Source organism: Ensifer sp., from assembly GCF_035999135.1.
In the GTDB taxonomy this organism is placed as follows: Bacteria; Pseudomonadota; Alphaproteobacteria; order Rhizobiales; family Rhizobiaceae; genus Ensifer.
Map to the genome: position 1 here is coordinate 46549 of NZ_DASYGZ010000058.1, position 14919 is coordinate 61467.

At 62.6% G+C, this 14919-nt stretch carries 18 protein-coding genes; 10 read left to right on the forward strand and 8 right to left on the reverse strand.

Annotation, left to right across the window (positions count from 1 at the left end; translation table 11 throughout):
- Positions 1-42: 42 nt before the first annotated feature.
- The gene (locus tag VGO12_RS06135; RefSeq protein WP_327511842.1) at positions 43-390 is read left to right on the forward strand and encodes a hypothetical protein; all 348 of its coding nucleotides are present in this window, start codon (positions 43-45) and stop codon (positions 388-390) included.
- 274 nt (positions 391-664) lie between these two features.
- On the opposite strand, the gene VGO12_RS06140 is transcribed toward VGO12_RS06135, so the two are convergent.
- From VGO12_RS06140 to VGO12_RS06150, 3 genes are all read right to left on the reverse strand, one after another.
- On the reverse strand, positions 665-2818 hold the full coding sequence (locus VGO12_RS06140; RefSeq protein ID WP_327511843.1) for a VWA domain-containing protein: 2154 nt from the start codon (positions 2816-2818) through the stop codon (positions 665-667).
- The gene (locus VGO12_RS06145) at positions 2815-3342 is read right to left on the reverse strand and encodes an RNA polymerase sigma factor (protein WP_327511844.1); all 528 of its coding nucleotides are present in this window, start codon (positions 3340-3342) and stop codon (positions 2815-2817) included. The genes VGO12_RS06140 and VGO12_RS06145 overlap by 4 nt, the downstream gene beginning before the upstream one ends.
- Before the next feature lie 135 nt (positions 3343-3477).
- A complete protein-coding gene (locus tag VGO12_RS06150) occupies positions 3478-4227 on the reverse strand; it encodes a phosphodiester glycosidase family protein (protein ID WP_327511845.1) in 750 nt (249 codons plus the stop codon).
- Between the two features lie 152 nt (positions 4228-4379).
- Here VGO12_RS06150 and VGO12_RS06155 point away from each other — a divergent pair, with 152 nt between their 5' ends.
- Positions 4380-4766, forward strand: coding sequence for a hypothetical protein (locus VGO12_RS06155; protein WP_327511846.1), 387 nt, complete (start codon positions 4380-4382; stop codon positions 4764-4766).
- Positions 4767-4801: 35 nt separating this feature from the next.
- Here the strand turns inward: VGO12_RS06155 and VGO12_RS06160 are convergent, their stop codons facing one another.
- The 3 genes from VGO12_RS06160 to VGO12_RS06170 form a co-directional block, all read right to left on the reverse strand.
- Complete coding sequence (locus tag VGO12_RS06160; protein WP_327511847.1) at positions 4802-5353, reverse strand: hypothetical protein; 552 nt, start codon at positions 5351-5353, stop codon at positions 4802-4804.
- A gap of 129 nt (positions 5354-5482) precedes the next feature.
- A complete protein-coding gene (locus VGO12_RS06165) occupies positions 5483-6187 on the reverse strand; it encodes a ferredoxin (RefSeq protein WP_327511848.1) in 705 nt (234 codons plus the stop codon).
- A 107-nt stretch (positions 6188-6294) separates the two neighbouring features.
- Positions 6295-7869 (reverse strand): trimethylamine methyltransferase family protein, encoded by a 1575-nt coding sequence (locus tag VGO12_RS06170; RefSeq protein WP_327511849.1) that lies wholly within the window; start codon positions 7867-7869, stop codon positions 6295-6297.
- A 337-nt stretch (positions 7870-8206) separates the two neighbouring features.
- On the opposite strand from VGO12_RS06170, the gene VGO12_RS06175 reads away from it, so the two are divergent.
- Positions 8207-8905 (forward strand): corrinoid protein, encoded by a 699-nt coding sequence (locus tag VGO12_RS06175; protein WP_057254147.1) that lies wholly within the window; start codon positions 8207-8209, stop codon positions 8903-8905.
- 111 nt (positions 8906-9016) lie between these two features.
- Here the strand turns inward: VGO12_RS06175 and VGO12_RS06180 are convergent, their stop codons facing one another.
- Entirely contained in the window at positions 9017-9175 is a 159-nt protein-coding gene (locus tag VGO12_RS06180; protein WP_327511850.1) for an entericidin, read from the reverse strand.
- A 39-nt stretch (positions 9176-9214) separates the two neighbouring features.
- On the opposite strand from VGO12_RS06180, the gene VGO12_RS06185 reads away from it, so the two are divergent.
- Positions 9215-9835, forward strand: a complete 621-nt coding sequence (locus VGO12_RS06185) for a DUF1638 domain-containing protein (protein WP_327511851.1) — start codon at positions 9215-9217, stop codon at positions 9833-9835.
- A gap of 16 nt (positions 9836-9851) precedes the next feature.
- On the opposite strand, the gene VGO12_RS06190 is transcribed toward VGO12_RS06185, so the two are convergent.
- Positions 9852-10466 carry a LysE family translocator gene (locus tag VGO12_RS06190; RefSeq protein WP_327511852.1) on the reverse strand — a complete coding sequence of 205 codons (615 nt, stop codon included), beginning with the start codon at positions 10464-10466 and terminating at the stop codon, positions 9852-9854.
- 320 nt (positions 10467-10786) lie between these two features.
- On the opposite strand from VGO12_RS06190, the gene dmeF reads away from it, so the two are divergent.
- From dmeF to VGO12_RS06220, 6 genes are all read left to right on the forward strand, one after another.
- Positions 10787-11779, forward strand: coding sequence for a CDF family Co(II)/Ni(II) efflux transporter DmeF (dmeF, locus tag VGO12_RS06195; RefSeq protein ID WP_327511853.1), 993 nt, complete (start codon positions 10787-10789; stop codon positions 11777-11779).
- Between the two features lie 25 nt (positions 11780-11804).
- The gene (locus VGO12_RS06200) at positions 11805-12080 is read left to right on the forward strand and encodes a metal/formaldehyde-sensitive transcriptional repressor (protein WP_327511854.1); all 276 of its coding nucleotides are present in this window, start codon (positions 11805-11807) and stop codon (positions 12078-12080) included.
- Between the two features lie 49 nt (positions 12081-12129).
- Positions 12130-12903, forward strand: coding sequence for a pyrroline-5-carboxylate reductase (locus VGO12_RS06205; protein WP_327511855.1), 774 nt, complete (start codon positions 12130-12132; stop codon positions 12901-12903).
- A gap of 511 nt (positions 12904-13414) precedes the next feature.
- A complete protein-coding gene (locus VGO12_RS06210; RefSeq protein WP_327511856.1) occupies positions 13415-13597 on the forward strand; it encodes a hypothetical protein in 183 nt (60 codons plus the stop codon).
- Positions 13598-13642: 45 nt separating this feature from the next.
- The gene (locus VGO12_RS06215; protein ID WP_327511857.1) at positions 13643-14446 is read left to right on the forward strand and encodes a formyl transferase; all 804 of its coding nucleotides are present in this window, start codon (positions 13643-13645) and stop codon (positions 14444-14446) included.
- A gap of 339 nt (positions 14447-14785) precedes the next feature.
- A partial coding sequence (locus VGO12_RS06220; RefSeq protein ID WP_327497531.1) for a virulence factor occupies positions 14786-14919 on the forward strand: 134 nt, incomplete at its 3' end.

Below are 14919 nucleotides of genomic sequence, written 5' to 3' on the forward strand. Positions count from 1 at the left end.
ACGACAGATTCGCCTGAAGATCCGCAGCCCGGAGACTTTGATATGAACGCCGGCCCAGCCTCCTTTCCCGACCGCGACACCGTTGCCGAGAAGCTCTCGGTCCTTTGCGAGGCCGACCAGTCCTTCCTGCGGCTGCTGATGGAAAACCCCGAGCAGGACGAGCGGCTGATGGACGGTCTCTACCGCCACCTCGACGCCGCCTCCGAGGCCAAGTTCCTGAATTCGCTGAAGCTCGAAAAACTCGGCGAATGGCTCGGCGCCCAGGCACCGGCGCGCCTGCAGATGCGGCTGATGGAAGCCGGCCGGTCGAGCCAGCATGCGGCCTACCAGGCATTCAAGGCGGGACTTTCGAAGTCCGGCGGCCTCGGCCGCGCCTTCCCGAAGGCATGAGCGCCCAGCGGATCGACGCTGGGTCTTGAGGCAAGCCCCTCACTGTCCTGCCGGACATCTCTCCCCGCAGGCGGGGAGAGAGCCGCTGGGCGCATCCGTCGGTGACAAGCCTTTGCCACGACAATCGCAGCGCTTCACGACGGCGAAACGGTCGCCACGTGTTCCCTTCTCCCCGTCATAGCGGGGAGAAGGTGCCGGCAGGCGGATGAGGGGCATAGCCATATCGCGTGAATGAGGGGCGCTGACCTCCGCGCGGGAGCCAGTGGACTGCCCCCTAGTTGCGCGATCCACCCAGCCCCTTGGCGAGCCGCACCAGATTGACGAACTCGCTGCGGTAACCGAACGGGTCGGCGCCCCTCGAAGCGAGGGCGAGATCGATAACGGCGTCGTAGGTGTAGTCGTTGAGCGCCGTCACGCCCGAGAGTTTTTGGCCGAAGGCAGCAACAGCCACCGAGAAGCGCACGTCGGCCGGGGCTTCGGCAAGCGAAGGCACCGCGTTGGCCTCCGTCACCGGCGTGGTGATCAGTTCGCTCTTGTCCCCATCCGGCTTCTTGTAGCGGATCTTCAGGAAGGCGAGTTCGCCGCCATGCGGGCTTGCCTCGGCTGCCGGTTTCACAGCCTCGGCATAGCGCAGATCATCATTGAGCACCGCGGGGCTGCCCTTCGGGGTCACCTCGTAAATCGCCGTCACGCTGTGGCCGGAGCCGATATCGCCGGCATCCACCTTGTCGTTGTTGAAATCCTCGCGCTTCAGGGCGCGCGTCTCGTAACCGATCAGCCGGTACCCGGCGATCGCCGCGGGATTGAACTCCACCTGCAGCTTCACATCCTTGGCGATCGGAAACGGCGACGAGCCCGCCTCCTCCACCAGCGTCTTCTGCGCCTCGGCAAGCGTGTCGATATAGGCGGCCGTGCCGTTGCCGTTCTGGGCGATGGTCTGCATCAGCGCGTCGTTGTAGTTGCCGCGGCCGAAACCGAGCACGGAAAGGAAGATGCCGCCGTTGCGTTTTTCCTCGATCAGCCGTTTCAGGTCGTCGTCGCTCGACGGCCCGACATTGAAGTCGCCATCGGTCGCCAGCATCACGCGGTTGACCCCGCCCTTGACGAAGGCCTTTTCCGCGAGGGCGTAGGCCGCATCGATGCCTTCTGCGCCGGCCGTCGAACCGCCCGGCTGCAAGCTGTCGATCGCCTGGAGGATCTTCGCCTTGTCCTTGACACCGGTCGGCTCCAGCACCGTACCGGCATTGCCGGCATAGGTGACGATCGAGACCGTGTCCTCCGGCTTCAGTTTCTCGACCAGCAGCCGAAACGCGCTTTTGAGCAGCGGCAGCTTGTCCGGCTCGTCCATCGAACCGGAAACGTCGATCAGGAAGACGAGGTTTGCCTTGGGTGCTTCCGCCGGCACGACGTCGTACCCTTTGATCGCCACATGCATCAGCCGCGTGCCGCCATTCCAGGGCGTCGGCGTCACGGTTACCGTCGCCTTGAACGGCTCGGTGACGCTCGTCGGACGTGGCCAATCATAGGGGAAGTAGTTGACCATCTCCTCGACCCGCACCGCGTCGCGCTCCGGCATCTGGCCTTCCATCAGCGAGCGACGGACGAAGGCGTAGGAAGCCGTGTCGACATCGACCGAAAAGGTCGAGACCGGCTCGGTCGCAACGCTTTTGACCGGATTGCTGTCGGCCTTCCCGAAGCGCTCGCGGTTTTCCGGAGGCGCGACCAGCTTCTCCTCGGTGACCGGCGCCGGCAGGTAGGTGATCTGCGGCTGCGCACCGCCGACGGCGGAAAGCGGAGCGGTGGAGCGCGCTACGCTGTTGGCCATCGCATCGGCTTCCGCGGCAGGCGCGACGGTTTCGCTCTCCATGGTCTTGCGCTTGGCTCCGTTCACCCCCGACCTGTTCAACAAATTTGCAATTTCGTCTGCGTTGAACTTTTCCTCGGAGACGGCCGCGGCTTGATCTGCCGCCTGCGCTTTCTGCTCGGCGACGCTCTGGTCGGTCGCAGCGCCGGGAGCCGTTTCGTCCTGCACGCGAGCGAGATCGCCCTCGGGCGATGCGGCAGGCAGGGCCGGCTTCGGTGTCGGCTGCGGTGCCGGCTTTTCCTTCAGCGCAATCTCCTGAGCGCGCTCGCCGAAGGGCGCACCGTTGCGCGTCAGTTCGAGCGTGAGAAAGGCGGCGGCGGGCACGACGAGAAGGGTTGCGAGGGCCGATCCGGCCAGCAGTTTCCGGTTCATGATGGGGCTCCATATCCGGTTGAAGATGGAGCTTTGACGAACCGGCCGGACCGATCCTTGGGTGGCGGCAGAATTTTCTTCGGCGGCATCGAACGCCTGCATGGCGACGGCCAGCGCGCGGGCGCGCGCTTCGGGAGAAGCCATCGGCGGGGTGAGCCCGGAGAGCCTTTCGAAATCGTCGCTCATGGTCACACGGCCTCCTTGCCGAGCAATGTTTTCAAGCGCTTGCGCGCCTCGTGCACATGCCAGGATATGGTTGCTTCCGAGCAGCCCAGCACGTCGGCGGCAGCCGCATGGCTCAGTCCCTCGGCGTAAACGAGCAGCACTGCGTCGCACTGTTTTTCCGGAAGTTCCCGCACGGCTACCCAGAGCACCTCCCGTCGTTCCGCGTCCGGGTCCTGGTGTGGCGCTGCCACCGCCTGTTCGCTGGCATAGGCCTGCATCTGCCTGTGATCTCGCACTTGCCGTCGCTTGTGATCGCGGGCGGCATTCAGCGTCAGCGTATAGAGCCAGGTGCGAAACCGGCTGGTGCCACGAAATCCGCGGATCGCAGCACCCAGGCGCAGGCACACATCCTGCGCGATATCCTCTGCATCCGACACGTTTCCGGACCAGCGCCACGCCACTGCGTGCACAAAATCGTAGTGTCGCTCGACAAGCGCGCCAAACGCCTGCCGGTCTCCACTTACCGCCTTCTCGACGAGTTCAGCGTCCAAATCCGTGCCCGCCCTCACCTATTTGAACCTTAGACGTTGCAGACAGACCATTCCTTGGGTGGAAGCGAAGATTTTTTTCGCGGGATGAGAAAAAGCGTGTGCGGTTTTCCGCCCGCATCCCGCGCCCAAGGCCCGTCAGCGCGGAAATTTGCCGACGACGACGATCATCGGCCCCATCGGAAACAGCCGGTCGTGGCGGTTGATGTCGGGCGAATACACGCTCGAAATCGTGCCGTCGAGGAAGAGCGCGTTGGGGCAATCGAGCGCATCGCGAAACAGCGTCGCGAAATCGTGGAAGCGCACGGGGCGCTTTGAAATGACGAAGACCACCTCGCCGTCCTTGGTCACACCGACGCCATTGCGGGTCTTCAGGCTGGTGCTGTCGGGCAGGAAGCGCGGATGCAGCTTGCCGTCGATGACCAGCATGGGCCCGGACTGAGTGGCGAAACGAGGAGCTATCCCGGCATCGCGATAGGCGTCCGCCGCCATCACGCCGGCTTTGCCGCCCTCCACATAGAACACCCCGTTCGGCAAAAGGTGGAAGTTGCCCCAGCCGGAATTGGTGTTGAGCGGCGCCTGCTCCTGCCCCTCCTCGATGTGCAGCCCGACCGGCGACAGATCCTCGTGATACATGCCCCCGTTCATGGCAAACGCCATATATTCCTCGCGATGGCGCAGTTCCAGCGTCAGCGCCCGGAACGAGCGGAACGGAACACCCGCCTGGTCCTTGTTGTAGAGGCGAATGTCGGTTTCGGCCGGATCGAAGGTGCAGGCCACATAGTCCTGGCCGAGATGGCTGACATCGCGGCAGGCACCGAGGGCAGGCCCGGCAAGACCGGCGGAAAGGACGGCACCGACGAGAAAGGGTTTTGGGAAAAGCGGCATGGCGAAAGGTCCAATCGAATCAGACATCAAGCATGACGGAGATTAAGGCGGTTCTGGCGCAGGATTCTAAGGAATACCGTCTGACCAATTCTGAAAGACACCGCAGTTAGAATCGTGTCAACTGGCATCGCTAGCCCTGAAACTGCTGGGTCATGATGACGTTCACCGATATCGCACGCATTGCGCTCTGCGCGGTTGCCTTTGGTTCCGCCTCGATCGCGGGAGCCGAAGAAACCAGCACCGCCGCAATAGAAGGATTTATCCCGGCAAGATGCCTGTTGCAGGTCAACGGCATTAAGTACATCGCAAGGACGTGTCAGTTTCGGCCGACAGGGGGCGGCGACTTCGTCCTCTATGGCGGAGATTACTTCGCTTACGTCTTCATGTCGCCCGAAGACGGCCCCAACACCGCTGTGGCTCACTGGAACGCAGAACCGAGTTCCACACATGCCCATAACCCGCTCGGCAAACTGGAGCGCGATGGCGCGTGCTGGGTCAGTAAAGCCGTAAGGATATGCGCGTGGAAGCTGGAGAAATAATCAAGGCACGCGCCGCGCTCTTCACAAGCTCAGCGTCAACCTCCCGAGATCAGCCCCATCGCGATAACAAGTCCATAACACCCGGCCGCCGCCGCCAGGCCGAAGATGGCGCACAGGCAAGCAAAGCCGCCGACGCCCGCAAGCAGGTATGACTTGGCGTCACGCTTGAGCACGTCCTGCGACATCGAGACGAGCAGCCGCTTTTCCCGGAGCGTCGTTGCCAGCTTCACTGCATGGCGCTTCGCTTCCCTCTGCACCTCGCCGTAATTGTTGCCGATCGCCAGGAATGTGAGGAACAGGCCGAGCGCACTGACCGTCAGCGCAAATTTTCTCAGGATGTCGATGGCATCGGGCAGGAGGTCGCCGGCAAAAACCGAGCGATCGACCAGCGCGTCGAAACCGGTGATGCAGGCAGCGATGACGGCCGCGTGGCCGGCGCCGATCGCCAAAAGGCGCTTGAAGGCATCTTCGAGGACCTGGCTGTTGGCGGCGTGAATGCTGTCAAGCCGAGAGATCTGCGCCTCTACATCCTCGCGCGACAGGTGCGGAGGATAGTTGCTCACGGATACGACTGGGCTACCTCTCATACGATGGACTCCAACGCCACGCCGTCCAGATCGTTATAAATTCGATAATATTATCTTTCCACGACACCTCCAATTTTAATCATTTTGAGGATTTGCACCATTTTTACGCGTCAGGGTGGAGACGTGCGCTCAGAGTTCTAGCGCCGCCATATGGAAGCACAGTTGGTCGGGCGGATAGCGATGCGTCGCGCCGACCGGACAGGCGGCGCGCGACAGGCAGCCATTGGCAAGGCAACCCGCCCTGCCCGCGTCCGTGCGCAGATGGCCGCGACAACGCCCGACATCGAAGCCCTCCCCGGCAAGCGCCGCCGCCGGACAGCCCGAAATGCACGGCTTTTCCAGACAGCGGTCGCAGGGGTGCCCGACGCTTGCCTCACCCGTCTCGCCGAGCGGAATGCCGAAGGCCAGCGCCCCGCGATAACCATGCCACAGGCCGAACCGCGGATGGATGAGAATGCCCAGCGGCGAAGGCTTCAGACCTTCGGCCCGCATCGCCCATTGCTGGAACGGCTGCCACGGGAGATCGGACGGGAAATAGGCGGTCGCCCCAAGGCCGGCGGCCAGGGGCTGGATGACCGCCTTCGACCAGCTATCGAGCGGGTCCCTGCCACCGCGATCGGGCGCGGCGTCCCGCCAGGCGCTGAAGGGTTGCCACAGCGAACCGCCGATATTGCCTGTTAGCACGACGCTTGCCGCCGGCCGGCCATCGGAAAGCAGGGGCGCGACCTCCCCGGCTTCGAAATTCACCGTTCCGCGCAAAAAAAGTCCGTGCGGCAGAAGTGCCGCACGGACCATATCGATCGTCTTGTCCGCGCGTGCGGAAGGCGCCGTCATTTCGGTTTCGGCCCCTGTACTTCGTAATGCGGGCGCCAGACCTCCTTCTGGATCATGTCAGCCACCTGCGCCGCGCCGCCTTGCTCCCTGGCTCGCTCGGGACCCTTTCAGGTGAAAGCGTCTGGCATCGAGTTCTTGCGTTGGTCGATGAAGGCCTTGAGCTTTTCGTCGATCTCGGGATCGAGGTAAGGCGCCTCGTAATGCTCCAGCCAGCTGCGGCAGAGCGCATTGGCGCGCTGCTCGATCCGCTTTTCGCCTTCCACTTCCCACTGTTCGAAGGAGTTGTTGTCGGCAAGCGGCGAACGGTAGAAGGCCGTCTGGAAGTTGGCCTGGGTGTGGGCGCAGCCGAGATAGTGGCTGCCCGGGCCGACTTCGCGGATGGCGTCGAGCGCCTGGGCGTTTTCCGAGAGGTCCACGCCTTCGGCCATCTTCTGCATCATGCCGAGCTGGTCCTGGTCGATCATGAACTTCTCGTAGGACGAGATCAGACCGCCTTCGAGCCAGCCGGCCGCATGCAGCACGAAGTTGGTGCCGGCAAGCAGCGTCATGTTGAGGGTATTGGCCGATTCGTGCGCTGCCTGCGCATCCGGAACCTTGGAGCCGCAGAGCGAGCCGCCGGTTCGGAACGGCAGCTTCAGGCGACGGGCGAGCTGGGCCGCACCATAGGAGACCAGCGACGGCTCCGGCGTGCCGAAGGTCGGCGCGCCCGACTGCATCGAGATCGAGGCAGCAAAAGTACCGAAGAGCACCGGCGCGCCCTTGCGGATCAGCTGGGTGAAGGAGGCGCCGGCGAGAACTTCGGCCAGGATCTGCGTCAGCGTGCCGGCAACCGTGACCGGGCTCATGGCGCCCGACAGGATGAAGGGCGAAAGAACGCAGGCCTGGTTGTGGCGGGCGTAGACCTTCAGCGCGCCCACCATGGTCTCGTCGAAGACCATCGGAGAGTTGGCGTTGATGAGGTTGAGCGTCACGCAGTTGTTTTCGACGAAGTCATCGCCGAAGACGATCTTCGCCATGGCAATGGTGTCTTCCGCCCGTTCCGGCGCCGTCACCGAGCCCATGAAGGGTTTGTCGGAATATTTGATATGGCTGTAGACCATATCGAGGTGGCGCTTGTTGACGGGGATGTCGACCGGTTCGCAGACCGTGCCGCCGGACGAATGCATCGACGGCGCCATGTAGGCGAGCTTCACGAAATTGCGGAAGTCCTCGATCGTCGCATAGCGGCGCACGCCTTCGAGGTCACGCACGAAGGGAGGGCCGTAGACCGGCGCGAAGATCGTCGCCTTGCCGCCGACCTTTGCGCTGCGCTCCGGATTGCGGGCGTGCCAGGTAAATTCGGAGGGCGCCGTCTTCAGCAGTTCGCGGCAGAGGCCCTTGGGGAAATGCACGCGCTGGCCGCGCACGTCGGCGCCCGCCTGCTTCCAGAGTTCGAGCGCCTCGGCGTCGTCGCGGAATTCGATGCCGATTTCCTCGAGGATAATGTCGGCGTTGCGCTCGATGAGCTGCAGGCCTTCTTCGTCGAGAACCTCGTACTCGCGAATCTTGCGCTGGATATAGGGCAGTGACGGGCCCGGCCCGCCACCGGTGCGCGATGCGCGCCGTGCTGCCGCACCCCGTCCCTCGCCACGTGCGCGGCGACCGCCGCCTTCACCCGCGCCCTGTTCTGTCACGTCGCTCATTCGCTCTTTCCTCTCCCGCGCATCCATGTTTTTGCGCCTTCAAGCATCAATTTGCCCTAATGCTACCAAGCATCAAAGCCGGTACGGGTCTCAATGCGCCAAGGAGTGGCGCAACTCGAACACTACCGAGAAGCGACCACACGGCGCCAAAAACCGCGTGGCGCGAATATATTGTTTTTGTTAAGAATATGGAGGCATCGCAAGAACGTGCGTCCCCGTCGCTTTTTGTCATCTGCGACGTCGCTTTCGAAAACAGATTTTTAGCTGTCGACCGCTATGGATGAATGGACGCGTGCCAGATCTCGCGCGACCGTGCCAGGAACCGAGGAACCCCAATATGGCAGACGATGAAATCATTCTCGAGGACCTTTCCGACGAGGAACTGGTGCAGCAGATGCACGACGACCTCTATGACGGCCTGAAGGAGGAAATCGAGGACGGGACCCACATCCTGCTCAAGCGCGGCTGGACGCCCTACGACGTCCTGACCCAGGCGCTGGTCGAAGGCATGCGCATCGTCGGCATCGACTTCCGCGACGGCATCCTGTTCGTGCCGGAAGTGCTGCTTTCGGCCAACGCCATGAAGGCCGGCATGACCATCCTGCGCCCGCTTCTGGCCGAAACCGGTGCGCCGAAGCTCGGCAAGATGGTGATCGGCACCGTGAAGGGCGACATTCACGACATCGGCAAGAACCTCGTCGGCATGATGATGGAAGGTGCAGGCTTCGACGTCGTCGACCTCGGCATCAACAATCCGGTCGAAAACTACCTCGAAGCCATCGAGCGCGAGCAGCCGGATATTCTCGGCATGTCGGCACTTTTGACGACCACCATGCCCTACATGAAGGTCGTGATCGACACGCTGAAGGAAAAGGGCCTGCGCGACGATTACGTCGTTCTCGTCGGCGGCGCGCCGCTCAACGAGGAATTCGGCAAGGCTGTCGGTGCCGACGCCTATTGCCGCGACGCGGCGATCGCGGTCGAAACCGCCAAGGACTTCATGAAGCGCAAGCACAACCGCCTGGCGGCCGGCTGAGCTTCGGGCAATCCGAATGGAAGACGCCGGCCACTGGGGTGAAATCCGCGGCCGGCTTTCTTATGTCTGGTGAATCGCCGGGCAAGTATGCCGGGTCACAAGTATGCCGGGTCAGTTGACGGAGTTCGCCACCTTCTTGCCGGCCGACTGTGTCGCGTTGACGGTGTTTGCAGTATCCTGCCCGATGCCGCGGATGGTGTTGCCGCAGGCGCTAAGGGTCGAAAGCGCGACGAGAACGGCGCCGACGGTTGCAAGGGTCTTTACAGTCATGGTCAGGGTCCTTCCCGCTGATAGCCACGTGGAATCAAGATGGAAAAAGTATCGCCCGCAATAGAACGTGCACAACCGGAAAAAGTTCACGTGATCGGTTGCGGCGCGATCGCGCGGGAAATCCTGGCGGTCTGCGAGGCGAACGGGCTCGCTCATATCGATCTCAGCTGTCTTCCCGCCATCTGGCACAACACCCCGGACAAGATCACGCCCGGGGTGCGCGACGCCATTGCCAAGGCCCGTGCCGAAGGCTTCAGGCGCATCTTCGTCGCCTATGCCGATTGCGGCACCGGCGGCCTGCTCGACAGGCTTTTGGAGGAAGAAAAGGTCGAGCGCATCCCCGGCCCGCACTGTTATTCCTTCTTTGCCGGCAACGACGATTTCGCCCGCCGCTGGGACGACGACCTCACCGCCTTTTTCCTCACCGACTTCCTCGCCCGCCAGTTCGAAGCCTTCGTGATCGAACCGCTTGGCCTTAACCGGCATCCGGAACTGAGGGACATGTATTTCGGCCATTACCGCAAGCTCGTCTATCTCTCGCAGCAGGAGGACGCGGCCTTGCAGGAAAAGGCGAAGAAGGCGGCGGAGACGCTCGGCCTCGAATACGAGTACCGCTTCACCGGCTATGGCGATCTGACGGGGTCGCTGTTGAGGACGTGAACGCACGCCAGGCGTTCTAGCTGCGCGCCGCGATCACCAGACCTGTTGCAATCATCGCGCTGCCGGCGACCCTGTTCAGCGCCCGCACCGCCCGCGTGGTGCGGAACCAGCGTGACGAGGCCGCAGACAACAGCGCGTAGCCGCCCATCGTCACCACGTTGACCGTGAAAACGACGGCAAGCACCGTCGCGATATCAACGCGATCGAGGCTGTCGAGATCAAGGATCAGCGGCATCAGGCTGGCGTGAAAGAGGATCGCCTTGGGATTGCCGAAGCCGATGGCGGCGCCAAGCGCCAGCGAGCGCGTCCATCCCCGCTCGCCCGAAGCCACCCCGGCATTAACCGTCGCCGCCGCGCGCCACATCCGGTATCCGAGGAAGACCAGGTAGACAGCACCAGCATATTTGATCGCGAGAAACAGCCAGCCGAACGTCTGGGCGATCACCGTGAGACCGGCCAGCGCAACACTCACCAGCACCACGTCGCTCAGCGCTATGCCGAGGCCACAAGCGAGTGCTGGCCCGAGGCCACGGCTGATGCCGGAGGTAATAACCGCAAACATGGCTGGACCGGGTGTGGCTGCGGCCAGAAACAGCGCAAGGATATAGGCAGCAAGGATCGAAAGAGACATAATACACACCAAATAAATGAGATCGAAAGCGAGTTTATATACAAACAATACACATTGCAACACACGCCAAATATCCGCCACAAGCTTCAATCTATACTGATAAAAACAAAACAAAATCAGATATAATACATAAGATAGCAACTATATTAGGAAGATACTGCTTTCTCTGCCAAAGCGATGCGACGAGCAAGCCAGGACCTGCCCCGGACCTGGCTGCCGCCGGCGCAGCGGCGGTTGTCCGGCGGCACGGTAGGCGGCGAAGGCCCTTTACGGCAGGCCAAATATAGGGTACCCCCCTATATAATATTGGAGAGATCGACATGGGCAACCACCACGACCATCATCATGACCACCATGGGCATGCGCACGACAACGGACGCGTGCTTTCGGCGCGCCATGATCACGTTTTCCTTGGAGCCGGTCACGAGCGCAACGAGCGGCGGACCTGGATCGTCATCGCGGTCACGGCGACGATGATGGTGATCGAGATCGTGGCCGGACAGATCTTCGGCTCGATGGCGCTCGTTGCCGATGGCTGGCACATGTCGACCCATGCGGCTGCCATGCTGATCGCAGCTTTCGCCTATCTCTATGCGCGCAAGCATGCCAACAATCGCCGCTTCACCTTCGGCACGGGAAAGCTCGGCGATCTCGCCGGTTTCTCCAGCGCCATCGTGCTGGCGCTGATCGCACTTCTGATCGGCTGGGAGAGCCTGCGCCGCCTCGAAGCGCCGGTCATGATCGACTTCCGTGAGGCGATCCTCGTTGCGGTCGCCGGCCTGATCGTCAATCTCGTCTGCGCCTGGCTGCTGAAGGACGACCACACCCACCACCACCATGACCACCATGGGCATCACCACGGACACCAGCAAGAAAGACAGGGCGGGCAGGATCGCAACCTGCGCGCCGCCTATCTGCACGTGCTTGCCGACGCGCTGACTTCGGTTCTCGCGATCGTCGCCCTTGGTCTCGGCGCGCTCTATGGCTGGCTGTGGCTTGATCCGGCCATGGGCATCGTCGGCGCGATCATCATCGCGCGCTGGTCCTTCGTCCTCATCCGCGACACCGGCGCAACCTTGCTCGACTACGTTCCCGATGGTGAAGACCTGCCCGAAGAGATCAGCGAGATCGTCGCCAAGGAAAATGCCGAAATTGTCGACCTGCATGTCTGGCAGCTCGGGCCTGGCCATCACGGCGCAATCGTCTCGATCGTCGCCGACAACCCGCGGGCGCCGTCCTATTATCGCGAGAAGCTTGCCGCCATCCACGATTTGTCGCATGTGACTGTCGAGGTGGAAGCACGGGCGGCATAGGCGTCGCCTGCAACCGGAGTGTCCGATGACCCATACCATTCGCGAAAAGCAGAAACTCATCAACCGGGTTCGGCGCCTTCGCGGTCAGATGGAGGCGGTCGAGCGGATGCTGGAAGAAGAGAAGGGCTGCGCCGAGGTCATGCAGGTGATCGCCGGCATCCGTGGCGCGGTCAACGGGCTGATGGCCGAGGTTATCGAAGACCACATCCACCTGCACCTGGCCGCCGACGATCTGTCTCAACCGGATCGAAACGAGGCGGCGGCCGAACTGATCGACGTCGTTCGCGCCTACATGAAATAGAACGCACACTGCAATCGAACCAACGCATTTCCAGGCGGCAGGACATCGCATGAAACTCGGCTTTATCGGCACCGGCGCACTCTCCGCGGCAATCGTCACCGGCCTCAAGACGCTTCCCGGCGACACCACCGCCGTCATCCTCTCGCCACGCAACGAAACGATCGCAGCCGGCCTTGCTGCACGCTTTTCCGACATCACCATTGCGGCCGACAATCAGGCCGTGCTCGACGCCTCGGACATGGTGATGCTCGGTGTGCGCCCGCAGATCGCCCGCGACGTCTTGGCGGACTTGCGCTTTCGGCCGGATCATCACGTCGTCAGCCTGATCGCCACGTTCTCCCGCGACGAGATCGCGGCAATGGTCGGCCCGGTGCATCGCGTGACCAAGGCGCTGCCGATGCCGATGATCGCGATCAGAAAGGGGCCGACGATCCTCTTTCCGCCCGACGCGGACGTGGCGGCCTTCTTCGGCCGGCTCGGCAAGGCGATCGAAGTGGAAAGCGAAAGCGAGTTCGATGCGCTGAGCGTGGCGACCGCCACCTATGCCAGCTACTTCAAGTATCTCGAGACGATCCATGGCTGGCTGAGCCATAACGGCGTCGATGGTGGCCGCGCGCGCGACTATGTCGCCTCGCTGTTTGCGGCCCTTGGCCAGGCGCCGGAAACGACGCCGGACGCAAGCTTCGCGCATCTGGCTGCGGACTACGCCACCCGCGGCGGCATCAACGAGCAGGTGCTACGTGAACTGACCGAGCACGGCACGTTCGAGCGGTTCCGGGAAAGCCTTGGCGATATCCACAAGCGGATAACTGCGGCCCCGTAGGCGGAACAGCCCAATATCTGCGGACGCTTGCCCCTCATCCGGCCTGCCGGCCACCTTTGACGGAACGCATCGTCGCGCGTCCGCTCGCTTCACCACACGCAGCCCGTGCAAATGTGGGGTTGCCACGCGTCGACTTGCTGCTACTCTTCGCTTTATTAGTCGAAAGATACGCAACCCATGCGCGTCAAAAATGACAGGGAGCGAGGGGAGATGCCATCTGACGCGTATTTTTCCATCAGCGCCGGCGAGCTTTTGTTCCTGCTCTTGCCCGTCGCGTTTGTCTTTGCCCTGTGGAAAGCGGTCAGCAAGGGTTCCCACCCTATTGGACAGTTGCCATCGGCCTCGCTATCCTCGGACCTGCGACGTTTCTGAGCCCGATCTATCTGCCGGTACCGGTTCACCAATGGAACGCGGTGGTCGTGGCAGGGATGGGGATCAGCGCCGGCGCCATTCTCGCCGTCGTGGTCGGGTATGTCGTTGACGGCGTCAGGCTCTATCGCGGGAAGTCTCCATGAAGGTCATCCTCGGCTACCTCCCCTATGCCATCGGCTGCGTTGCCGGCCTGCTTCTATCCCTCGTCGTGGGCGCAGTCTGCGGCCTCTCGGATGACGTCAAGATGGTCGAGTCGGTGGCGCTGGTCGTGCTTGGAGGCGGTGTCGCCGAGTGGTACTGGAACGAATTAAGCCGCCGGTAAGGGGCAAGACTGCATATCTGGGTCCTCGTCACCCCTGGGACCGCCATGACCGAAATCGCCAGCCAGAATCAGACCACGGGCAAGCAGCGCGGCCGGATCATCGTCGTCACCGCCGGCGGGGAAAATCCCTGGGTGATGATCAACGCGCTTGCAGCGACGTTTACCGACATCACTGTCGTCGAGGAACAGCCGGAATCGAAGGGCCTGTTCCTGCGTCGCCGCGCCCGCAGGCTCGGCTGGTTCGTGGCCCTCGGGCAATTTGCCACCATGATCGCCTCGCGTTTCGGCAAGCGCTTCGCCCGTAAACGGGCGCACGAAATCCTTGCGACCTACAAGGTTTCCGGCGCCCCTGATGCGTCGATCCCGGTCCTGGAGGTCAATTCGATCAACGATGCCGATGCGATCCTGCAGGTTCGCGCGCTCGCGCCGGGCGTCGTCTTCCTCATCAGCTGCCGCATGCTGAAGGCGGAAACGATTGCAGCGATGCCCTGCCCGGTCATCAACTTCCACGCCGGCGTCAACCCGGCCTATCGCGGCCTGATGGGCGGATACTGGGCGCTGGTCAACGACGACGCGCAGAATTTCGGCGCCACCGTGCATCTGGTCGACGCCGGCGTCGACACCGGCGGCGTGCTCTACCAGTCGCGCCAGCGTCCTTCTGCAAACGACACGATGCACACCTATCCGCTGCTGCAGACCGCCGCATCCACCGATATCGCGGTCGCCGCCGTCAAGGATGCACTCGAAGGGCACCTGCGGCCGCACGATGTCGCAGGCCCGTCACGGCAATGGTACCACCCGCCGATCTGGACCTGGGTTTCAAACGGTGTCCGGCGCGGCATCTGGTAGCCGGGCTGCAGCGCCCGACGGTGGCAGCAGCCGGGCTTAAAGGCCTGAAACTGCGGGCAATCCGCGGCCTTGCCCCTCGCCCTCCCGCACGGTGCCAACTGTGACTTGCGCAGAGCCGCCAAGACGTCTGATATGGCATCCGCGCACGCGTCGTTTTTGGACATATCCGACGTCGTGGCGAGATGAGCCCGGACGCCGGGACATGCGCATTGTCGCACTACAGCGCCGCGCGTCTCTTGAGATGTGCAAAGGTCGCTGTAGCTCGAGAGTGCTGCATGTTTCTGGCCTTTGATCGGAACCGATTAACGGAAACATGCAGGGGGAGGAGAACGACACCCGATGGCAGATCGCATTATCGTCTACTGGCGCGACATTCCGGCCCAGGTCATCATCAAGAAGGGCCGCACGACGGCGAAACGCGAGCTGTCGCTGCGCTTCACCGAGGCGATCGACATGTGCGCCATGCGCACCGG